Origin of the sequence: Streptomyces anulatus (assembly GCF_014650675.1) — a bacterium.
GTDB classification, from domain to species: Bacteria; Actinomycetota; Actinomycetes; order Streptomycetales; family Streptomycetaceae; genus Streptomyces; species Streptomyces anulatus.
Genome location: NZ_BMVK01000005.1, coordinates 497,853 through 518,606 on the forward strand (window position 1 = coordinate 497,853; position 20,754 = coordinate 518,606).

Sequence of the window (20,754 nt, forward strand, 5' to 3'; positions counted from 1 at the left end):
AACGATTGTTGGACGTGGCGTCAGTAGTGCTGCGGGCCCGGAGCGCCCTCGACGTGCTCCGGGCCCGGAACGGGTGCTACCGGGTCACCTCAGGGCGCTCTTCGCCGCCCAGTCCTCCCACGAGAGGTTCCACGCGCCGTACCCGTTGCCCTCGGCGACCGTGCCCTTGGCCTGCGCGCCGGTCATCTCGAACGGGTCGCCCACCCGCACCTGTCCGTACAGGGCCGCGGCGTCCGCGTCGCTCATCCCGACGCAGCCCGAACTCCGGTTGGCCTGACCGAAATAGCCCGCGTTCCACGGGGCCGCGTGCACGTACATCCCGGACCAGGTCAGCCGCATCGAGTAGTCGACCATCTTGTCGTAGGCGTCGCCGAGGCCCACCGTCTCGGAGCGCATGTTGATGGTGCCCTCCTTCGACATCAGGACCGCGGTGCCCCGCCAGGAGGCCTTCTCGCCGCCCGGGGTGCCCGCCGACATCGGGATGTCCAGGACCTGCTTCCCGTCCCGGTGCAGGGCGAGCCGGGACCGGTCGAGGTCGACCTTGACCACCTGGGCCGCGCCGACCGTGAACGTCGTCGTGTAGTCGCGGACGAACCAGCCGCCGTCCGCACCCGTGTCGACCCCGTTCAGCTGCGCGTCCAGGGTGACCTTCGTGCCGGGCTTCCAGTACTCCTCGGGCCGCCAGTCGACACGGTCCTTGCCCGAGTAGTCCTGGAGCCATCCCCAGGAGCCCTCGGTGTCGTTGGACGTGGAGACCTTCAGGGCCCTCTCGACGGCCGCCTTGTCCTTCACGGGGTGGTCGAATACGACGGACAGCGGCTGCGCGATGCCCACGGTCGTGTTCTTCCCCGGCGCCAGCGACAACTTGTTGACCTTCTCCGCCTCGGCGGTGGCGAAGGCGGCCCGGTCGCTGCCGCCGTCCGTGTCCCGCGCCTCGACCGAGTACGCGGTGCCGGGCGCGGCGACCCGGTCGGATGTCCAGGTCCGGCCGTCGGCGGATATCTTCCCGGCCAGCGCACCGTCCTTGCCCGCCGTCACCGACACGGTCTTCAGCTTTCCGTGAGCCAGCGTCACCTTCACCGGTCCGCCCGGCGCCGCCGCCCTGCCCTTGAGGTTCACCGAGACGCTGGTGTCTGGCGCCTTGGCGTCCTCGCCCACCTCGGCGGAGCCCGAGGGGTCGCCCGCGCACGCGGTGAGCGCGGCGGCGAGCAGGGCCGCGGGCCCGGTCAGGGCGAGCCGGGCCCTCCGGCCGGACGGGGCGGAACGACGGATGCGCGGACGTGCGGAACTCAACGGAAAAACCTCCAGGGCAGGGGTGCTCACCAGGGGAGAGGCATTTCCCTCATGTCGGGTTCCTTCCTTTCCCCGGAGAAACCTCACTCCCCGGCCCGGAGTACGCTCCACCGTCGGCCAGCACCTCGGACCACGGGAGACCACCAGTGAGCGCGACCGTCGACAGCACCACCGGCCCCCCGGTCCGGTCCGCATCGGTGCTGCGCAGCGGGGCCGTGATGGCGGCCGGTTCCGTCGTCTCGCGCGCCACCGGCTTCGTCCGCTCGGCCGTCGTCGTCGCCGCCCTCGGCACCGGCCTGACCGCCGACGGCTACGCCGTCGCCAACACCGTGCCCAACATCCTGTACATCCTGCTCATCGGCGGCGCGCTCAACGCGGTCTTCGTCCCCGAGTTGGTCCGGGCCGCCAAGGAACACGCCGACGGGGGAGCCGCGTACACCGACCGGCTGCTCACCCTGTGCACCGTCGGCCTCCTCGCGCTCACCGCGCTCGCCGTGGCGGCGGCGCCGCTCGTCGTCGGCGTCTACACCGACTACGACGGCCGCCAGGCCGAACTGACCGTCGCCCTCGCCCGCTACTGCCTGCCGCAGATCCTCTTCTACGGACTCTTCACGCTGCTCGGCCAAGTCCTCAACGCCCGCGGCCGGTTCGGCGCGATGATGTGGACCCCGGTCCTCAACAACATCGTGATCATCGGGGTGTTCGGGCTCTACATCGGTGTCGCCGCCGACTCCGACGGCACCCTCTCCAACGCCGACGCCCACCTCCTCGGCTGGGGCACCACCGCCGGGATAGCCGTCCAGACCCTCGCCCTGATCCCCGCCCTGCGCGCCGCCCGGTTCCGCTGGCGGCCCCGGTTCGACTGGCGCGGCAGCGGACTGACCCGGCCCGTCCGCGCGGCCGGCTGGCTGGTGCTCCTGGTCCTCACCAACCAGCTCGCGTACTGGGTCGTCACCCGGCTCTCCACCGCCACCGGACAGCACGCCGTCGAACAGAGCGTCGCGGGCGGGGCGGGCTACACCGCGTACAGCTACGCCTATCAACTCTGGGTCGTCCCCCAGGGCATCGTCACCGTCTCGCTGGTCACCGCCCTGATGCCCCGGATGAGCCGGGCCGCGGCCGACGGCGACCTCGCCGGGGTGCGCCGCGACGTCGCCTACGCCCTGCGCACCAGCGCCGCCGTCATCGTGCCGGCCGCCACCGCCCTGCTGGTGCTCGCACCCTGGGTGATCGGCTCCGTCTTCGGGTACGGGCGCACCACCGCCGCCGACATCACCGTGATGGCCGGAATCATGATGGCCTTCGCCCCCGGGCTGATCGCCTTCTCCGGGCAGTACGTCCTCTCCCGCGGCTTCTACGCGATGAGCGACACCCGCACCCCGTTCCTCCTCAACCTGGTGATCGCCGCCGTCCAGGCGGGCCTGACGGCCGCCGCCTACCTCCTGCTCCCGGCGCGCTGGGCGGTGACCGGAATGGCCGGGGCGAGCACGGTGGCCTTCTGTGCCGGGTTCGCCGTCACCGGGTACGTCCTGTCCCGGCGGCTCTCGGGCCCCGGCGCCGCGTCCCCGCTGCGGTCGCCGACCCTCGGTGCGCACGTCCGCCTCATCGCCGCCTGTCTGCCCGCCGGTGCGCTGGCGTACGGTGCGGCGCGCGCGGCGGAGGGCGCGGGCGACCTGGCGGCCGCCGGGGCGGGCACGCTCACGCTGCTGCTCGTGGTGGTGCTGCTGGCCCGCCCGTTCGGGCTCGGCGAGATCACCGCGATGACGGCGGCCGGCCGGGCGCGGCTGCGCCGCCGATAGCGGGCCCGGTCGGCCGCCGTGCCGCGTCCTCGAAGTCCTGCGTGTCGGAGAACACGTTGGGAGGTGTCGCCGAGGGTGCGAGCGCCGGGCACCCACGTTCCGCCGCCACGGGTGCCGGGCGGGGGCGTGCTCCCCTGCGGGAAGCGAACGGGGTCAACCGTCCTGGCGGGTGCCGCGGAGCCGCTCCCGCCTGCCGAGGGCGGCCTTCGCGGGGAAGAGGGCGAGCCAGCACCACATGGCCGCCTGCGGAGCGAAGAAGGCGATGGGTACGGACGCCCCGAACACGACGATCGTCGCGCCCAGGTCCGCGGCGGTGTCCCGCCACCCGCCCACGCCGCGGACCCCGTGCCGGCCTCTCAGCGTCGCGAACATGGCGAGCTGCAACAGGTCGATGAGGCAGATGGTCGCGGCGTACATCGCGACCGCCAGCGGCTCGCGGGCTCCGTACTCGGCGAGGATCGACGTGGGGAACGGAACCAGCGCGATCATGCCGAGCACCGCGAGCGCCAGATGCTGGGGGAGACCGCCCGTCTTCGCGGACATCAGCAGGATCTGACGCTGGTCGCGCCAGAAGATGGACAGGATGAGGAAGCTCAACGCGTAGGCGGCGAGCTGGGGAACGGCCTCGCGCAGCGCGTCGTGGAACTGCTCGGAGTCCAGGTCGGGAGCGACGCGGACCTCGAGCGCGAGGAGCGTCATGGCGATCGCGAAGATGCCGTCGGACAACGTGATCAGGCGGTCGGGGCGTGCGGGTGAAGGGCTGCCGTTACTCACCCGGTTCACCCTGGCCCCTCGCCCGCGGCCGACGGCGAATTGCTCCGACTGCGGGCACGCCGTTCCCCGGCCGGGGCGGCTGTGCGCCGTCCGGAGCGTCAACCTTCCCGGCCGCCGATTCACCCTGCGCGGCGGTGGGGGCGGCCGGCGCACGTGAGCTTCAGGCCATGACGGGAGGGGAGGGAGGAGTGGTGTGAGGTGGGTGGGGCGGGAGCGTCCCCGGAGCGGTGTACGGGCCGGGGGCAGACCAGGATCCGCGGCGCAAACGCGTCGCGCGGGGTTGGCCAACGGCCACCGGACGTCGCTTCACGTAACACGTCGCATGCGTTGAGCTACTGACCGTTCCGTCCCGCTGCGGCCCGTGGGGTACGTGCCGAACGGCGGTGCACTCCAAGAGCATCGACTTGAGGGGAAGTCCTATGTCCACACCATCCGCTCCACTGCGCGTCGCCCTGGCCAACGGCAGTTTCGAAGAGCCCGTGGTGACCGGAGTGGAGATCCTGCCGGACTCCTCGCAGACGCAGGCGGCCAAGCGTGTCCCGGGCTGGCTGACCACGGCCACCGATCACCGGATCGAATTGTGGCGGTCGGGCTTCAACGGGGTGCCGGCGGCCCACGGCGCCCAGTTCGCCGAACTCAACGCCAATCAGGTCTCCACGCTCTACCAGGATCTGCCGAGCACCCCCGGTACGAAGCTGTACTGGCGGCTGTACCACCGTGGCCGTCAGGGGGACGACACCATGGCGCTGGACATCGGAGCCCCCGGATCCCCGGTGGAGCAGCGCCGGTTCACCGACGGCACGACCGCCTGGGGCTACTACACGGGCACGTACACCGTTCCGGCCGGCCAGGTGCTGACGCGGTTCGCGTTCCGCTCGATCTCGGCCGCCGGCGGCAACCAGGGCATCGGGAACTTCCTGGACGGCATCTTCTTCGGCACCGCCCCTCACGTGGAACTCACCAAGGCCGCCGTTCCCGCCGGGCCGCTGGAGGTCGGGGACACCGTCACCTACCGGGTCACCGCCAAGAACGAGGGCGGGGGTGCGGCCGAGGACCTCGTCCTCACCGACGTCATCCCGCCGGGGACGACCTACCTGCCCGGATCCCTGCGCGTCGTGGACGGCCCGAACGCCGGGACCAAGAGCGACGCGCGGGGCGACGACCAGGCGTACTACGACGCGGGGGACGACAAGGTCGTCTTCCATCTCGGCACCGGCGCTTCGGGCGTCTCGGGCGGAAGCCTGCCCAACACGGAAGCCCTGCCGGCGGGGACCACCGTGGAGTACCGGGTCGTCATCTCCCGGGAGAGCGGCGGCAGGCAGATCAGCAACACGGCGACCGCCTCCTACGAGAACCGGCTGGGCGACACGCCGCAGCCCCTGACCTCCACGTCCAACGAGCAGATCACCCAGGTCAAGCCCGCCGCCGACCTGACCGTGACGAAGGCGGCCGACGCCACCACGGTCACCGTCGGCCAGACGGTCACCTACCGCGTCGCGGTCCGCAACACCGGCCCGAACCCGGCAACCGGCGTCTCCGTCACCGACCGGCTCCCCGAAGGCCTCGCCTTCCTGTCGGCCGACGGAACCCGGGGCGGCTACGACCCGACGACCGGTCACTGGGCCGTGGGCGGCCTGGCCGACGGCGCCACCGCCACTCTCGTGGTACGGGCCAAGGCCACCAGGCCCGGCCGGGTCACGAACACCGCCATGGTCACCGGCCAGGAGAAGGATCCCGACATCACGAACAACACCGACACCGTCACGATCTGCGTGGAACCGGCCCCCTCCTGCTGCGACCCCTGCTCCACCAGCGCCTGAGGGGTGTCAACGGTCCGCTCTCCCGCCGCGCCCACCGCGGTCGGTGAGCGGACCGTGCCGGTGGCCATGACCTGGTCCTGCTTGCTTATTGGTAACCAATGAGTTACTAATGAGGAGTGGACCCGTTCATCGCCCTGGCCGACCCCGTACGCCGCGATCTGTTGCGCGCCCTCGCCTCCGGCCCGGCCCGAGTGGTCGACCTCGCGGCGCGGCATCCGATCAGCCGGCCCGCGGTGAGCAAACATCTGAGACTGCTCACCGAGGCGGGGCTGGCCACCGTCGAGGACCGCGGCCGCGAGCGCCACTACGCGCTCGCCCGCCCGGGCCTCGCCCCGGTCCGCGCCCTGCTCGACGAGCTCGCCGGGCGGCGCCCCCCGATCCCCGAGAGCGCTTTCGACGCCCTCGACCTGGAGGTCCGCAGAACCGTCCATGATCGCCGGGCCGGCACCGATGCGGCTCCCGCCGCCGGTAGACCTCAGGAGGAATCCGCATGACCAGCACCCCCACCGGGCGTCGCGTGACCATCGACGGCCTGGACAGCATCGCCTTCGACCGCACTTTCCGGGCCGGCGTCGAGGACGTCTGGGCGGCGGTCACCGAGCCGGACCGGCTGGCCCGGTGGATCGGTGAATGGACCGGCGATCCGTCGACCGGTTCGGTTGACTTCCGGATGCTCTACGAGGGTGACGAGCACCAGGCCGAGCTCCTCACCATCCAGGAGTGCCGGGCCCCCCACCGTCTCGTCCTCATCTCCCGGGTGCCCGGACAGGAACTCGTCTGGCACATGACGCTCACGCTCGTCGAGTACGAGGGCACCACCACGCTCACGTTCACCCAGTCCGTCGGCGACGACCCGGCGATGGCGGGCGGAGTCGGACCCGGCTGGGACTACTACCTCGACCGGCTCGTCGTCGCCGAGACCGGTGGTGACCCGGCATCCGTCGACTTCGGCGACTACCACCCGGTCCACGCACAGCACTACCTCGACATGTTCGGCTGAGCCGGGCGGTGCAGGCCCGGGGGCGCCCGTACGGACGGGCGCCCCCGGGGTGGTTCAGCCGCGATCACCCGGGAGGGGGTGGACGGCGGCGGTCCGCGGCGTCAGAGTGTGCGGGCCGCTGAGGCGATGGCGGAAGCGAAGGTCGAGACCTCGGCGTAGACGCCCGGGTAGCCGGGCCGGGCGCAGCCGTAGCCCCAACTGACGATGCCGACCTGGATCCACTCGCCGGCGTTGTCCTTGCGGAACATCGGGCCGCCGGAGTCGCCCTGGCAGGTGTCGACGCCACCGGTGTCGGGATATCCGGCGCAGATCTCCTCGTTGGCCACGAGTTCGTTGCCGTAGGCGGAGCGGCAGGCGGCGTCGGAGACGAACGGGACGTCGGCCTTGAGCAGGTGGCGCTGCTGGCTGCCGCCCTCGCGGTTGGCGCCCCAGCCGGCAACGGTGAAGGTGCCCTGGTTGTGGGCGGTGGTGGTGGCGATCTTCAGGGTGGGCTGGTTGATGGGCTGGGCGAGCTTGATGAGTGCCCAGTCCTTGCCGGTGCCGTTGTAGCCGGGGGCCTGGAGGACCTTGGTGGAGCGGACCTTGATCGCGTTGGGCGACTGGAGGTCGGCGACGCCGCCGGTGGCGGTGATCGAGGTGTTGTTGCCCGATCCGCTCACGCAGTGGGCGGCGGTGAGGACGATGTCCTGGGCGTAGAGGGCGCCGCCGCAGCCCATGGAGAGCCGGACCATGAAGGGGAACTCGCCCTGGGCGGCACGGGTTCCGCCGACCACGGGGTTGGGGGCGGCCGAGGCGGTGACGGGCTGGAGGCCGACGACCGCTATGGCGACGGTGGCGACGACGACGGAACATCTCTTCAGTGCGCGAAGGAGTTGCTTCACGGATGGCCTTCTCTCGTGGGGGGTCGCTGTGGGAACCCCGACAGGGCGCGACGTCCTAGTCATGCACCCGTCAAGATGATCCGATTGTCGGGAACGGGTGGCCACTGCCACAAGGTGCGCATTTCGGCCAAGCTCGTACGCGGCCGTCCCCGCCGGTCCAGGGCGGAGCCCCCTCCGGGTCACGCGGACCGGGGCGGACGGACCGTCCTGCCCGTCGGCCGGGGGTGCGTTTCGTGGGCGTAGGTGAGTTTCCGGGTGCGGCATCGCGTGCACGAGCAGGTCACCGGTGACGGCGACCGGTTCGCGCCCGGGCGCGACTGTGCCGCCGATGGCGGGCCCGGTCAGCCGCCCGCCCGGTGAGAGGCGGGCGTGCTGGGCACGGGGGCCTGGGCCTCGCGCGTCACGTCGCCGACCAGCTCGACCACATCGGGGCCGTACGCCTGGGAGTTGACGACCTTCAGCAGCAGGCAGAACGACTTGTTGCCGTGCTTGCGGCGCATCTTCTCGTGGTTGCGGGCGACGTAACGGGTCGCCGCCTGGTTGGTGATGGCCCGCTGACCGCAGAACAGGAAGACCGGGCGCGCGTCCTGACCACCCGTCAACCGTGCGAGCAGGACGTACTCCGAGGACCCTGGTTCCAGCCGGTAGCGCTCCGAGCCGATCTGGAACGCCACCCGGTCCGGGCCCGGGTCCTGCTCGATGTTGATCCTCACCCCGGGCAGCAGGGTCCGCAGGTGAGCGGCCATCCGCTGGTTGGACATCGGGCCGCCGACGCAGAACTCCGTACGCTCCCCGAATCCCTGCTGGGCGGTGTCGTGCGTGACGATCTGCGCGTGCGCCGAACAGTCCTTGATCAGCGCGGAGAGTTCGAGCAGGGCGAAGGCGTCGTAGCGGTGCACCGAACCGTCGGCGCCCGCATAGCGGTTGACGACCAGCAGGCATTCGGAGTTCGCCGGCAGCCCGAAGAAGTCCTGTTTGCGGCGGAGTCCCCGCCGCCAGAGGTAGGTCCGGGCGAGCCAGCCCAGCGAAGCACTGATCCCGGCGGCTATCACGCCCAGCACGATGTTGCGCACGTCGTCCGTCATGGGCGCGCATGGTATCGGTCATTCGGGTAACCGTTCGAGGCGGTCCTGACGATCGGGCTCCCCCGGGGCTACCCTGCGGCGGGAGATCCGTTGACTGGAGGTACGTATGCGCCGTTCCGTCGGCCGGAACACGTCGCTGTTGGCCGTCCTCGCCGTGGTCGCGTCGGTGGGAGCCGCCGCTCCGGTGGCCTCGGCACCGTCCGCCGCCCCGCGCCCCGCGCCGCCCAAGTCCCCGGTGGCGGTGGGTCACGGGGGAGCGGTGGCGAGCGTCGACCCGGACGCGTCGGCCGCCGGGATCGAGGTGCTGCGCAAGGGCGGCAACGCGGTGGACGCGGCCGTGGCCACGGCCGCCGCGCTCGGCGTGACCGAGCCGTACTCGGCGGGCATCGGCGGCGGTGGCTACTTCGTCCACTACGACGCGAAGAAGCGCACCGTGCGGACGATCGACGGCCGCGAGACCGCGCCGCGCAGCGCGGACGCCTCCCTCTTCCTGGAGAACGGCAAGCCGATCCCCTTCGAGGAGGGGGTGACCAGCGGCCTCGGCGTCGGCACGCCCGGCACCCCGGCCACCTGGGAGCGGGCCCTGGACGCGTGGGGCAGCAAGTCCCTGCGTACGCTGCTGAAACCGGCCGAACGACTGGCCCGGGACGGCTTCGTCGTGGACGACACCTTCCGTTCGCAGACGGCCTCCAACCAGGCTCGGTTCGCCGACTTCCCGGCCTCCGCCGAGCTGTTCCTGCCGGGCGGTGAACTTCCCTCCGTCGGCTCCGTGTTCAAGAACCCCGACCTGGCCCGTACGTACGAGAAGCTCGGCCGCAAGGGCGTCGGGGAGCTGTACCGGGGCGAGTTGGCCGACGACATCGTCCGTACGGTGCGCAAGCCGCCCGTCGACCCGGACGCCACCCGGGTGGTGCGGCCCGGCGATCTGACCCGCGAGGACCTCGCCGCCTACCGGACCCTGCGCAAGGACCCGACGAAGGTGAACTACCGGGGCCTGGACGTCTACGGCATGGCCCCCTCCTCCTCCGGCGGCACCAGCGTCGGCGAGGCCCTCAACATCCTGGAGTCCACCGACCTTTCGCGCGCCGACCGGACGCAGTATCTGCACCGCCTGATCGAGGCCAGCCGGATCGCGTTCGCCGACCGGGGACGCTGGGTCGGCGACCCCGCGTTCGAGGACGTCCCCACGAAGGAACTGCTGAGCCAGCGGTTCGCCGACGCGCGGGAGTGCCTGATCCGGGACGACAAGGCGCTGACCAGCCCGCTGGCGCCGGGCGACCCGCGCGACCCCGAGCGGTGCGGCACCGGCGGCACGGCCGCGCCCACCACGTTCGAGGGCGAGAACACCACGCACCTGACGACGGCCGACAAGTGGGGCAACGTCGTCGCCTACACCCTGACGATCGAGACCACCGGCGGCAGCGCCATCACCGTGCCGGGCCGCGGCTTCCTGCTCAACAACGAACTGACCGACTTCTCCTTCGCGCCCGCCAACCCGGCGGTGCACGACCCGAACCTCCCCGGACCGGGCAAGCGGCCGCGCTCGTCGATCTCCCCGACCATCGTGCTGAAGCACGGCAAGCCGGTGCTCGCCCTCGGCTCGCCGGGCGGGGCCACCATCATCACGACCGTGCTCCAGTCGCTCACCGGACACCTGGACCGGGGACTCCCGCTGGTCGACGCGATCGCCGCGCCGCGCGCCAGCCAGCGCAACGCGCCGACGACGGAGATCGAGCCGGACCTGTGGAACAGCCCGGTCCGCGCGGAGCTGGAGAAGCTCGGCCACGCCTTCCGGCAGAACCCGGAGATCGGGGCCGCCACCGGGGTGCAGCGGCTGCCCGACGGCCGCTGGCTGGCGGCGGCGGAAAAGGTGCGCAGGGGCGGCGGCTCGGCCATGGTGGTGCATCCGGGCGGCGGTCACTGAGCCGGCCGGACGAAGCAGGGGCCCCGGGGCCGGTATCACGCGACACAGCGCGCGGTGCCGGCCCCGCGGCCTTGGCGCGCGCCCGCCCGGCCGAGCCGGGTGGGCGGGGCGGGGCGCGCCGCCCAGGGGACCCGTACGGGTCTCTCGTCCACGGGAAGGGTCTTCCGCACGATGCGCACCCGCATGCTCGCCCTGACGTCCGCCGCCTGCGGCGCGGCCCTGCTCGGAGCGGCGGCGCTGCCCGCGTCCGCCACCGGTCCCGGGGCCGGTCCCGGCCAGGAGCCGGGAACGGCCGAAGTGGGCGCCGCCGGAACGGACGCGACCGAGGCGACCGCCGCCGAACTGCTTGCCGAGGTCCGCGGCTGCGCCCGGATCTCGAAAGGCGCCTACCGCACGGACAGCGGCAGCCCCAGGGCGACGGTGCCCGTCTGCGACACCGCGGACGCCGTCTTCTGGAAGGCGGACATGGACATCGACTGCGACGGCCGCAGGACCAGGGCCTGCAACCGGAAGACCGATCCGTACTTCCTGCCGGAGACCGCGTTCCAGAGCTCCCGCGGCGAACCCCTGGACTCGGCCGTGCTCCCCCATGTGGTCGTACCGGGCCCGGGCAAGGTGTGGGACTACCGGAAGTCGGGGCTCACCGGCGGCAGCGTCGTGGCGGTCGTGTACCGGGACCGGGTGCGGTACGGAGTGATCGGCGACACCGGCCCCACGGGCATCATCGGGGAGGCGTCGTACGCCATGGCGAAGGCCCTGGGCATCGATCCCGACCCGTCGACCGGAGGAGCCGAGTCCGGCGTCACCTACATCGCGTTCAAGAACTCCCGGGTCTCCCCGATCGAGAGCCGGGAGCGGGCGCGGAGCCGGGGAGCGGAACTGGCCCGGGAGTTCGTCGGGCGCTGATCCCGCCGGGCCGGATCCTCCGCGGGCGCGGCCCGGCACAATGACGGCATGATCGGCAAGCGCACCACCCACCGCACGGCGGACGGCGTCCGCATACCGGGCACTTGGCGTCACGCCTTCATCAACAACGGGGGGACGTACTACCTCACCGACCTGTTCATCTACGCGGACGGGCTCATCGACTGCTGGGGCCTGGCCACCGTCGAGGAGTTCGAGCGGAAGCTCCGCTCCGGCTGGGTGGCCACCGACTTCCCGGAAGGGGCCGAGGCGTCCGCGCACGAGCTGGCCTCGTGGAAGTTCGGTGAGACGTGGACCTGGCTCACCCCCGAGCTGCTGCTCGCCGAGGTCCGGGACACCCTCGACGAGCTGAACGGCCGCCCCGACTCCACGGGCAGGTGCCTGGCCGCCGTCGACGCGTTCCTGGCCGACCGGTCCGAGGCGAACCGGGCCGTCGTCCGCTCCGCCTACCTCGCCATCCCCGAGACCCAGCGCCACTACGCGCTGGGGGACATGGACCGCAAGGACCAGCCGCTGCGCGCGCTGGTGGCCGGGCCGGGCGGCACGCTGGAGGGCAGCCCCGACGGAGTCATCAGCCAGGAGACCCACGCAGAGGCAATCGCCTACTTCGAGGAGCGCGCACGGCTGATCGCGGAACCGCCTTCCCGGAGGCCCTCGGACGGCCCGGCGACCTCGCACGCGCCCGCGGTCCACCTGCCGCACTCCTACCCGAGGCAGCGCTCCGAGCACCCCGGCAAGGTGGGACTGCGCAACGACTATCCCGCGCCCATCGATGTCGACGGCACCGTCTACGCGTCCGTCACCCACGCCTACTGGGCCCTGTCGGTCGCCGATCCCGCCGGGCGGGCCGCCGTCGCGGCGGCGGACACCGCCCACGCCGCGAGCGTAGCTGCCGCCGCCGCCGTACGGCGTGACGGCTGGGAACACGCCCGCGGCGCCGTCATGGCCGCACTTCTCCGCGCCAAGTTCACCCAGCACCCGGACCTCGCGGAGATCCTCCTCGCCACCGACGACGCCACCCTCGTCTACGACGAGGCGGGCTCCCCGTTCTGGGGCGACAACGGCGGAGGAGGACGCAACTGGGCCGGGCGGCTTCTCGAACTCGTCCGTTCCGAACTGAGCGCCCGGCGCGCCGGGATCATGTGACGGGCCGCCCGCTCACAGCGCGGTGAGGATGCGCGGGCCGTCGTTCGTGATCGCCACCGAGTGCTCGGCGTGCGAGGCCCGGCTGCCGTCGGTGGTCCGCAGCGTCCAGCCGTCCTCGTCGTGGCGGAACTCGTCGCCGCCACCGGCGATCAGCATGGGCTCGATCGCCAGGACCATGCCGTGCCGCAGCGCCATGCCGCGCCCCGGCCGTCCCTCGTTCGGCACGGACGGGTCCTCGTGCATGGACCGGCCGATCCCGTGGCCGCCGTAGCCCTCCAGGATGCCGTAGCCCGCCGTGCGGCAGACCGTGCCGATCGCGTGGGCGATGTCGCCGATCCGGTTGCCGACCACGGCCGCGCCGATCCCGGCCGCCAGGGCCTTGTTCGCGGTGTCGATGAGCCGGGTGTCGGCGGGGCGGGCCTCGCCCACGGTGAAGCTGATCGCCGAGTCGCCGGCCCAGCCGTCCAGGAGGGCCCCCGCGTCGACGCTGACCAGGTCCCCGTCGCGCAGCGGCTCGGCCGACGGGATGCCGTGCACGATCGCGTCGTTGACCGAGACGCAGATGGCGGCCGGGAACGGGGTGGGCGCGAAGTGTGGCTTGTAGTTCAGGAAAGGCGAGGAGGCCCCGGCCTTCGCCAGTACCTCGCGAGCCGCCTCGTCCAGTTGGCGGGGGGTCACGCCGACCGCCGCCACCTCCCGCGCGCGGGTCAGGATCTGCGCGACGACCCGGCCGGCCTCGCGCATCGCTTCGATGGATGTGTCCGTCTTGATGTGCACCATGCCCATTACTATACCGGTCGAAGCGGTATAGTAATGACGGTATAGAAATGGCATTCCGTAGTACGATGGGCCCATGGTCCGCACCCCTCTGACACCCGAAGAACGCCTGCGCGGCGAACGGCTCGGCATGCTGCTCCGTGCGGCGCGCGGAGAGCGCAGCATGGCCGCCGTCGCCGCGAGCGCCGGAATCTCCGCGGAGACCCTCCGGAAGATCGAGACCGGCCGCGCGCCCACTCCCGCCTTCTTCACCGTGGCCGCCCTCGCCGGAGCGCTGGGCCTCTCCATGGACGAGATCCTCGGCCGCTGCGCACCCGAACCGGCCGCCGCCCCGCTGATCGCGTAGGGCCTTTCGGGTGAGCCCTGACCGGCGGGTCGCCCCTCGGTGCGCGTAGGGTCGCGCCGTGACTCTCCAGGACTTCGCGCGCAGCGAGTACGTCAGCCTGACCACATACCGGAAGAACGGCACACCCGTCGCCACGCCCGTCTGGGCCGCCGCCGAGGGCGATGTGCTGTACGTCTGGACCCGCTCCGACTCGTGGAAGGTCAAGCGGCTGCGCAACAACGGCAAGGTCGCCGTCACCGTCTGCGACGTACGCGGCAGGATCGCCGAAGGGGCCTCCAGCGCGGAGGGCACGGCGAAGCTCCTCGACGAGGACGGCACCCGCGCGGCGCGCAAGCTGCTGGCGCGCAAGTACACCTGGAAGTTCTGGCTCGTCGACTGGCCCGCGACGGTCGCCCGGCTCGGCAAGCGCCCGCACACCGGGATCGCCATCACCTTCTGAGCCCGGCCGCCGTCGCCGGAGCGCGAAGGGGTGCGCGGCCGGGCGGCGTGCTCCCGCCGCATCGTGCCCGAAAGCCGCGCGTAGCCGTCCCGTAACACGCCTGCGGTCGAATGCCTCCGGACTGGAAGGCTCCAGTCGACGGTCGGCGAGGGCGACGATGACGGTGCATCAGCAGGCTTACGAAGTAGGGGCGTTCGCGCAGTACCTGCGGGATCTGGTGGCGCGCCTGGACCCCGGACGCGGCTGGTACGGGGTCTTCGCCCGGCGTGACCCGGTCGGTATGCGGTCCTGCCTGGACGGGGTGGAGATCCCGCCCTGGGACGTGGTGGAGTCGCTGCTCGCGGACCTCGCCGCCCTGCACGGAGCCCGGTTCGCCGAGCAGGTCTCGGTCCGGGCCGCCGCGCTCTACTCCGCGTCCGCCGCCACCCACGACCGGCGGCCCGGCGGACGCCAGGAGCTCGTCCACCGGCTGGAGTTGATGGTCCGCGAGCAGCGCAGGGCGGCGGAACGCCTGCGCGGCGCGGAGGCCGGCGGTACCGGCCCGGCCGAACCGGAAGCGCTGGCCTGGGCCCGCGACGACCACGAACGGGCCACCGCCCGCTGCGCCGAACTGCGGGGGCGGCTGGCGGCCGTGGCGGTCCCCGAGGGCTGGTTCCGGGAGGAGGGCTCCGACGAGCGGGGGGCGGGGACCGTCATCGCTCCCGGGCCGCTCGCCGGGACCGTCGAGTTGCCCGCAGTGGGTGCCGGGGTGCCTGCCGGGACTGCCGGGCCGACCGTCGGGCCTGCCTGGTCGGTCAGGGTCCCCCGGTCGCGTGCCGAGGCCCCGGACGCGGCGGCCGGGCATCCGCGTCCCGGAGGGGCTGGGAACGGCGACGGATCCCCGGCTGACGCCCCCGCCCCCGCCCCCCGGCGCAGGAAGCCGCGGGGCGCCCGGTTCGCCGGTCTGGAGGTGGACGAGGAGGAGGCCGGCTACGCGCCCTCGCCGCTGCCCGGTCCGCCCGTGCCCTCCCGCTCGGGCCCGCCCGCCCCGCGCGGCGCCCGCTTCGGCGGTGGGGCGGGGGAGGAGGGGCGCGAGGGCCGGGACGCGGCCGGGCGGGACCGTGCGCCGGACGCCCTGCCGGATCCGGCCGCCGGGCAGGCCGTGGCCGGGGCCGTCGCCCAGCTGATCCGGCTGCGTGCCGAGGGTCGCAGCGGTGAGGCGCACGTGGTGCTCTGCGAGGTCGCGGCCTGGCCCGCGCCCCGGCTGCCGGTGCTCGCGGTCGCCCTGCACCGAGCCGGGCTCGCCGCCGACTGGACGACCCTGCTCTGGGAGGTGTCCTCGCTGCCGCCCGCCGGATTCGCCGCCGCGGCGGGCGCGCTGGCCGCCGCCGGGCGCGAGGCGGACTGCGGGCTCCTGCTGCGCCAGGGCGTCGCCCGGCCCGCCGCCGGGGTGGCCGAGGCGGTGCTCGTCCTGGACCGCGCCGGCCGGGAGCGGGAGGCGCGGGACCTGCTCGGCGCCTTCGTCCGCGTACGCACTCCGCAGGAGGCCGCCGAGCTGGCCGGGACCGGCGGGACCCGGCTGTTGCCGCTCCTTCTGGCGGCGGCCCGCGAGGTGTCGGTGGAGCGGGAGTGGGACCTGGTGCACGCGTTGCGGGTGGCGGGCGTGCCCGGCGTCTGAGGTCCCCGGGGGAGCCCGGAACACCACCGGTGATCGGGGCCGTGTCCGTTGTGGACCGGTCGGGTGCGAAACATGATCGACTCCGCCGGTTCACGGCGATGGTCTTGCCCCGCCGGACGGAGGGGCTTACGTTCTCCATCCATGCACCGATCTACGTGCGTAGAAAACGCGTAGAGGCTCTCTGACGCCGCGTCGAAGGAGCAGCTCATGTCCCACGTCGTACGCGCCGCACTCGTCCAGGCGACCTGGACCGGCGACACCGAATCCATGATCGCCAAGCACGAGGAGCACGCGCGCGAGGCCGCCCGGCAGGGCGCGAAGATCATCGGCTTCCAGGAGGTGTTCAACGCCCCCTACTTCTGCCAGGTACAGGAGCCCGAGCACTACCGCTGGGCCGAGCCGGTCCCGGACGGGCCGACCGTGAAGCGGATGCAGGACCTGGCCCGCGAGACCGGCATGGTGATCGTCGTCCCGGTCTTCGAGATCGAGCAGTCCGGCTTCTACTACAACACCGCGGCCGTGATCGACGCCGACGGCTCGTACCTCGGCAAGTACCGCAAGCACCACATCCCGCAGGTCAAGGGGTTCTGGGAGAAGTACTACTTCAAGCCCGGCAACGCCGGCTGGCCGGTCTTCGACACCGCGGTCGGCAAGGTCGGCGTGTACATCTGCTACGACCGGCACTTCCCCGAAGGCTGGCGTCAACTCGGCCTTGGCGGTGCCCAGTTGGTGTACAACCCCTCGGCCACCTCGCGCGGACTCTCCAGCCACCTCTGGCAGCTGGAGCAGCCGGCCTCCGCCGTCGCCAACGAGTACTTCGTCGCCGCGATCAACCGGGTCGGCCAGGAGGAGTACGGCGACAACGACTTCTACGGCACCAGCTACTTCGTCGACCCGCGCGGCCAGTTCGTCGGGGACGTGGCCAGCGACAAGGAAGAAGAACTCCTCGTCCGTGACCTGGACTTCGACCTGATCGAGGAAGTCCGCCAGCAGTGGGCCTTCTACCGGGACCGACGGCCCGACGCCTACGACGGGCTGGTGGAGCCGTGACCGGACTGCACGAGCGCCACCTCGCCGTCAGCCCCGAGTGGCTGGCCCTCTACTACCGCCACCCCCTGGAACTCACCCACGGCGAGGGCCGCCACGTCTGGGACGCGGACGGCAACCGCTACCTGGACTTCTTCGGCGGCATCCTCACCACGATGACCGCACACGCCCTGCCCGAGGTGACCAAGGCGGTCGCCGAACAGGCCGGGCGGATCATCCACTCCTCCACCCTCTACCTCAACCGCCCCATGGTGGAGATGGCCGAGCGGATCGCCACCCTCTCCGGCATCCCCGACGCCCGGGTCTTCTTCACCACCTCCGGCACCGAGGCCAACGACACCGCGCTGCTGCTCGCGACCGCGTACCGCCGCTCCAACCAGATCCTCGCGATGCGCAACAGCTACCACGGCCGGTCCTTCTCCACGGTCTCCATCACCGGCAACCAGGCCTGGTCGCCCACGAGTCTGTCCCCGCTCCAGACCCTGTACGTCCACGGCGGCGTCCGCAGCCGGGGCCCGTACGCCGAGTTGAGCGACGAGCGGTTCATCCAGGCCTGCGTCGCCGACCTGGAGGACCTCCTCGGGCACACCCGCCGGCCGGCCGCCCTGATCGCCGAACCCGTCCAGGGCGTCGGCGGCTTCACCTCGCCGCCCGACGGCCTCTTCGCCGCGTTCCGGGAGGTCCTGGACCGGCACGGGGTGCTGTGGATCTCGGACGAGGTGCAGACCGGCTGGGGCCGTACCGGCGACCACTTCTGGGGCTGGCAGGCGCACGCCGAGCACGGGCCGCCGGACATCCTCACCTTCGCCAAGGGCATCGGCAACGGCATGTCGGTCGGGGGCGTGGTGGCCCGCGCCGAGGTGATGAACTGCCTCGACGCCAACTCCATCTCCACCTTTGGCGGTTCGCCGATCACCATGGCCGCGTCGCTCGCCAACCTCTCGTACCTCCTGGAGCACGACCTCCAGGGCAACGCGCGGCGCGTCGGCGGGCTCCTCATCGAACGGCTGCGAGGCGTCACCGCCGCTTCGCCCGCCGTGCGCGAGGTGCGCGGCCGGGGCCTGATGATCGGCATCGAGCTGGTGAAGCCCGGTACCGACGAGGCCGACCCGGAGGCCGCAGCGGCCGTCCTCGAAGCGGCCCGCGCCGGCGGGCTGCTCCTCGGCAAGGGCGGCGGCCACGACACCAGCGTCCTCAGGATCGCCCCGCCGCTGACCCTGACCGTCGCCGAGGCCGAGGAAGGCGCGGCGATCCTCGCGGACGCCCTGCACGCGGCGGGCTGACCCCCGCCCGGCGGGGCACGTACGTATACGAACCGCGCGGGGCGGCCCCCGCCGCACGCCCGGAGGGCCGGCGGGGACGCCCCGAGTTAAGGAGACACCCATGAGCCGCACCGTCATCCACGGTGGTCTGGTCATCACCGCGTCCGACGAGATCCACGCCGACGTGCTCGTCGAGGGTGGCCGGATCGCCGCCCTCGCCGCCCACGGAACCGACGCCGCCGAGAGCTGGAGCGCCGACCGGCGGATCGACGCGACGGGCAAGTACGTCATCCCGGGCGGCGTCGACGGGCACACCCACATGGAGATGCCGTTCGGCGGGACGTACGCCGCCGACACCTTCGAGACCGGCACCAGGGCCGCCGCCTGGGGCGGCACCACCACCATCGTCGACTTCGCGATCCAGAGCGTGGGCCGCTCCCTGCGCGAAGGGCTCGACGCCTGGTACGCCAAGGCCGACGGCAACTGCGCCATCGACTACGCCTTCCACATGATCCTCGCCGACGTGAACCCCTCCTCGCTCAAGGAGATGGACCACCTCGTCTCCGAAGGGGTCACCTCCTTCAAGCTGTTCATGGCCTACCCCGGCGTCTTCTACAGCGACGACGGCCAGATCCTGCGCGCCATGCAACGGGCCGCCGGCAACGGCGGACTGATCATGATGCACGCGGAGAACGGCATCGCCATCGACGTCCTGGTCGAGCAGGCGCTCGCCGAGGGCCGTACCGACCCCCGCTACCACGGGGACGTCCGCAAGGTCGCCCTGGAGGCCGAGGCCACCCACCGCGCCGTGCAGCTCGCCCGGGTCGCCGGGTCACCCCTCTACGTCGTCCACGTCTCCGCCGACGAGGCCGTGGCGGAGATCGCCGCCGCCCGCCACAAGGGCCTCCCCGTCTTCGGCGAGACCTGCCCGCAGTACCTGTTCCTGTCCACCGACAACCTCGCCGAGCCCGACTTCGAGGGCGCCAAGTACGTCTGTTCCACCCCGCTGCGCCCCAAGGAGCACCAGGAAGCCCTGTGGCGGGGCCTGCGGAACAACGAACTCCAGGTCGTCTCCACCGACCACTGCCCCTTCTGCTTCTCGGGTCAGAAGGAGATGGGCCGAGGCGACTTCTCCAAGATCCCCAACGGTATGCCGGGCGTCGAGCACCGCATGGACCTGCTGCACCAGGCCGTCGTGGACGGGCACATCACCCGCCGCCGCTGGATCGAGATCGCCTGCGCCTCCCCGGCCCGGATGTTCGGCCTCTACCCGAAGAAGGGCACCATCGCCCCGGGCGCCGACGCCGACATCGTCATCTACGACCCGGCCGCCGAGCAGACCCTCTCCGCCGAGACCCACCACATGAACGTCGACTACTCGGCGTACGAGGGCAAACGCATCACCGGCCAGGTCGAGACCGTGCTCTCGCGCGGTGAACTCGTCATCGAAGGACGGAAGTTCACCGGCCGCGCCGGGCACGGCATGTACACCCCCCGCGCCACCTGTCAGTACCTGGACTAGGAGATCCCGCCCATGGACTTCGGACTCGTCCTCCAGACGGACCCGCCCGCCTCCGCCGTCGTCGGCCTGATGCGGCGTGCCGAACGCAACGGCTTCCGCTACGGCTGGACCTTCGATTCGGCGGTGCTCTGGCAGGAGCCGTTCGTCATCTACAGCCGCATCCTGGAGCACACGGAGAAGCTGACCGTGGGCCCGATGGTCACCAACCCGGGCACCCGCACCTGGGAGGTCACCGCCTCCACCTTCGCCACCCTCAACGACATGTACGGCAACCGCACCGTCTGCGGCATCGGGCGCGGCGACTCCGCGATGCGCGTCGCGGGCCGCAGGCCCAACACCCTGGCCCGCCTCGGCGAGGCCATCGACGTCATCCGGGACCTCGCCGAGGGCCGGGAGGCGACGGTCGACGGACAGCCGTTGCAGATCCCGTGGGTGAAGGACGGGCGGCTGCCGGTGTGGATGGCGGCGTACGGGCCCAAGGCCCTGGCCCTCGCCGGGCAGAAGGCCGACGGCTTCATCCTCCAGCTCGCCGACCCCTTCCTCACCGAGTGGATGATCAAGGCGGTACGGGACGCGGCCTCCGACGCCGGACGGGACCCGGACTCCGTCACCATCTGCGTCGCCGCCCCCGCCTACGTCGGCGACGACCTCGACCACGCCCGGGAGCAGTGCCGCTGGTTCGGCGGGATGGTCGGCAACCACGTGGCGGACCTGGTCGCCCGCTACGGCGAGCACTCCGGCCTGGTTCCCGAGGCGCTCACCGCGTACATCGCCGGACGCTCCGGGTACGACTACAGCCACCACGGGCGCACCGGCAACCCGGACACCGCCTTCGTCCCGGACGAGATCGTCGACCGGTTCTGTCTGCTCGGTCCCGCCGAGGCGCACATCGAGAAGCTCCAGGCGCTGCGGGACATGGGCGTCGACCAGTTCGCGCTGTACAACATGCACGACGCCCGGGAGGCGACCATCGACGCCTACGGGGCCGAGATCATCCCGGCCCTGACCGCCTGACCGCCTGACGGCCTGCCTGACTTCCTGACGGCCTCCCCGTCCGG

The 20,754-nt window shown here is 72.2% G+C and carries 19 protein-coding genes; 14 read left to right on the forward strand and 5 right to left on the reverse strand.

What is annotated here, in order from left to right; translation table 11 throughout:
* Positions 1 to 84: 84 nt before the first annotated feature.
* Entirely contained in the window at positions 85 to 1,293 is a 1,209-nt protein-coding gene (locus IE272_RS16300; protein ID WP_098892926.1) for a L,D-transpeptidase, read from the reverse strand.
* A gap of 146 nt (positions 1,294 to 1,439) precedes the next feature.
* On the opposite strand from IE272_RS16300, the gene murJ reads away from it, so the two are divergent.
* Positions 1,440 to 3,092, forward strand: coding sequence for a murein biosynthesis integral membrane protein MurJ (murJ, locus tag IE272_RS16305; protein ID WP_190007155.1), 1,653 nt, complete (start codon positions 1,440 to 1,442; stop codon positions 3,090 to 3,092).
* A gap of 153 nt (positions 3,093 to 3,245) precedes the next feature.
* Here murJ and IE272_RS16310 read toward each other — a convergent pair whose 3' ends face one another.
* Entirely contained in the window at positions 3,246 to 3,875 is a 630-nt protein-coding gene (locus tag IE272_RS16310) for a TMEM175 family protein (RefSeq protein ID WP_050357376.1), read from the reverse strand.
* 410 nt (positions 3,876 to 4,285) lie between these two features.
* Between IE272_RS16310 and IE272_RS16315 the strand changes: the two genes are divergently transcribed.
* The 3 genes from IE272_RS16315 to IE272_RS16325 all read left to right on the forward strand — a co-directional run bounded on the left by IE272_RS16315 (position 4,286) and on the right by IE272_RS16325 (position 6,686).
* On the forward strand, positions 4,286 to 5,686 hold the full coding sequence (locus IE272_RS16315) for a CLIPPER-2 domain-containing protein (RefSeq protein ID WP_190007156.1): 1,401 nt from the start codon (positions 4,286 to 4,288) through the stop codon (positions 5,684 to 5,686).
* A gap of 116 nt (positions 5,687 to 5,802) precedes the next feature.
* Complete coding sequence (locus IE272_RS16320; protein WP_097935989.1) at positions 5,803 to 6,180, forward strand: ArsR/SmtB family transcription factor; 378 nt, start codon at positions 5,803 to 5,805, stop codon at positions 6,178 to 6,180.
* Positions 6,177 to 6,686: an SRPBCC family protein gene (locus tag IE272_RS16325; RefSeq protein WP_050357378.1), complete on the forward strand. Its 510-nt coding sequence runs from the start codon at positions 6,177 to 6,179 to the stop codon at positions 6,684 to 6,686. Before IE272_RS16320 ends, IE272_RS16325 begins: the two co-directional genes overlap by 4 nt.
* Positions 6,687 to 6,787: 101 nt before the next feature.
* Here the strand turns inward: IE272_RS16325 and IE272_RS16330 are convergent, their stop codons facing one another.
* Together IE272_RS16330 and IE272_RS16335 are read right to left on the reverse strand one after the other, a co-directional pair.
* Entirely contained in the window at positions 6,788 to 7,567 is a 780-nt protein-coding gene (locus IE272_RS16330) for a S1 family peptidase (RefSeq protein WP_050357379.1), read from the reverse strand.
* A 341-nt stretch (positions 7,568 to 7,908) separates the two neighbouring features.
* Entirely contained in the window at positions 7,909 to 8,652 is a 744-nt protein-coding gene (locus IE272_RS16335; protein ID WP_050357381.1) for a hypothetical protein, read from the reverse strand.
* Between the two features lie 106 nt (positions 8,653 to 8,758).
* On the opposite strand from IE272_RS16335, the gene ggt reads away from it, so the two are divergent.
* The 3 genes from ggt (at position 8,759) to IE272_RS16350 (ending at position 12,646) form a co-directional block, all read left to right on the forward strand.
* Positions 8,759 to 10,576: a gamma-glutamyltransferase gene (gene ggt, locus IE272_RS16340; protein WP_190007157.1), complete on the forward strand. Its 1,818-nt coding sequence runs from the start codon at positions 8,759 to 8,761 to the stop codon at positions 10,574 to 10,576.
* 171 nt (positions 10,577 to 10,747) lie between these two features.
* Complete coding sequence (locus IE272_RS16345; RefSeq protein WP_050357383.1) at positions 10,748 to 11,482, forward strand: glycoside hydrolase family 75 protein; 735 nt, start codon at positions 10,748 to 10,750, stop codon at positions 11,480 to 11,482.
* 48 nt (positions 11,483 to 11,530) lie between these two features.
* On the forward strand, positions 11,531 to 12,646 hold the full coding sequence (locus IE272_RS16350) for an NADAR family protein (protein ID WP_057666666.1): 1,116 nt from the start codon (positions 11,531 to 11,533) through the stop codon (positions 12,644 to 12,646).
* 12 nt (positions 12,647 to 12,658) lie between these two features.
* On the opposite strand, the gene map is transcribed toward IE272_RS16350, so the two are convergent.
* Entirely contained in the window at positions 12,659 to 13,426 is a 768-nt protein-coding gene (gene map / locus IE272_RS16355) for a type I methionyl aminopeptidase (protein ID WP_056698969.1), read from the reverse strand.
* A 73-nt stretch (positions 13,427 to 13,499) separates the two neighbouring features.
* Between map and IE272_RS16360 the strand changes: the two genes are divergently transcribed.
* From IE272_RS16360 to IE272_RS16390, 7 genes are all read left to right on the forward strand, one after another.
* Positions 13,500 to 13,769: a helix-turn-helix domain-containing protein gene (locus tag IE272_RS16360; protein ID WP_050357385.1), complete on the forward strand. Its 270-nt coding sequence runs from the start codon at positions 13,500 to 13,502 to the stop codon at positions 13,767 to 13,769.
* Positions 13,770 to 13,827: 58 nt separating this feature from the next.
* Complete coding sequence (locus IE272_RS16365; protein WP_190007158.1) at positions 13,828 to 14,208, forward strand: PPOX class F420-dependent oxidoreductase; 381 nt, start codon at positions 13,828 to 13,830, stop codon at positions 14,206 to 14,208.
* Positions 14,209 to 14,365: 157 nt separating this feature from the next.
* The gene (locus IE272_RS16370) at positions 14,366 to 15,865 is read left to right on the forward strand and encodes a hypothetical protein (protein WP_190007159.1); all 1,500 of its coding nucleotides are present in this window, start codon (positions 14,366 to 14,368) and stop codon (positions 15,863 to 15,865) included.
* 207 nt (positions 15,866 to 16,072) lie between these two features.
* Entirely contained in the window at positions 16,073 to 16,915 is an 843-nt protein-coding gene (locus IE272_RS16375; RefSeq protein ID WP_050357389.1) for a nitrilase-related carbon-nitrogen hydrolase, read from the forward strand.
* Complete coding sequence (locus tag IE272_RS16380; RefSeq protein WP_050357391.1) at positions 16,912 to 18,195, forward strand: aspartate aminotransferase family protein; 1,284 nt, start codon at positions 16,912 to 16,914, stop codon at positions 18,193 to 18,195. The genes IE272_RS16375 and IE272_RS16380 overlap by 4 nt, the downstream gene beginning before the upstream one ends.
* A 100-nt stretch (positions 18,196 to 18,295) precedes the next feature.
* Entirely contained in the window at positions 18,296 to 19,696 is a 1,401-nt protein-coding gene (gene hydA / locus IE272_RS16385; protein WP_073743376.1) for a dihydropyrimidinase, read from the forward strand.
* 12 nt (positions 19,697 to 19,708) lie between these two features.
* Positions 19,709 to 20,710, forward strand: a complete 1,002-nt coding sequence (locus IE272_RS16390) for a TIGR03842 family LLM class F420-dependent oxidoreductase (protein ID WP_050357393.1) — start codon at positions 19,709 to 19,711, stop codon at positions 20,708 to 20,710.
* Positions 20,711 to 20,754: the final 44 nt, after the last annotated feature.

Bases quoted from the DNA above. Each gene is read 5' to 3' on its own strand.
- IE272_RS16315 (WP_190007156.1), top strand. From the start codon at position 4,286: ATGTCCACACCATCCGCTCCACTGCGCGTCGCCCTGGCCAACGGCAGT.
- IE272_RS16325 (WP_050357378.1), top strand. From the start codon at position 6,177: ATGACCAGCACCCCCACCGGGCGTCGCGTGACCATCGACGGCCTGGAC.
- IE272_RS16335 (WP_050357381.1), bottom strand. From the start codon at position 8,652: ATGACGGACGACGTGCGCAACATCGTGCTGGGCGTGATAGCCGCCGGG.
- ggt (WP_190007157.1), top strand. From the start codon at position 8,759: ATGCGCCGTTCCGTCGGCCGGAACACGTCGCTGTTGGCCGTCCTCGCC.
- IE272_RS16345 (WP_050357383.1), top strand. From the start codon at position 10,748: ATGCGCACCCGCATGCTCGCCCTGACGTCCGCCGCCTGCGGCGCGGCC.
- IE272_RS16350 (WP_057666666.1), top strand. From the start codon at position 11,531: ATGATCGGCAAGCGCACCACCCACCGCACGGCGGACGGCGTCCGCATA.
- map (WP_056698969.1), bottom strand. From the start codon at position 13,426: ATGGTGCACATCAAGACGGACACATCCATCGAAGCGATGCGCGAGGCC.
- IE272_RS16360 (WP_050357385.1), top strand. From the start codon at position 13,500: ATGGTCCGCACCCCTCTGACACCCGAAGAACGCCTGCGCGGCGAACGG.
- IE272_RS16370 (WP_190007159.1), top strand. From the start codon at position 14,366: ATGACGGTGCATCAGCAGGCTTACGAAGTAGGGGCGTTCGCGCAGTAC.
- IE272_RS16375 (WP_050357389.1), top strand. From the start codon at position 16,073: ATGTCCCACGTCGTACGCGCCGCACTCGTCCAGGCGACCTGGACCGGC.
- hydA (WP_073743376.1), top strand. From the start codon at position 18,296: ATGAGCCGCACCGTCATCCACGGTGGTCTGGTCATCACCGCGTCCGAC.
- IE272_RS16390 (WP_050357393.1), top strand. From the start codon at position 19,709: ATGGACTTCGGACTCGTCCTCCAGACGGACCCGCCCGCCTCCGCCGTC.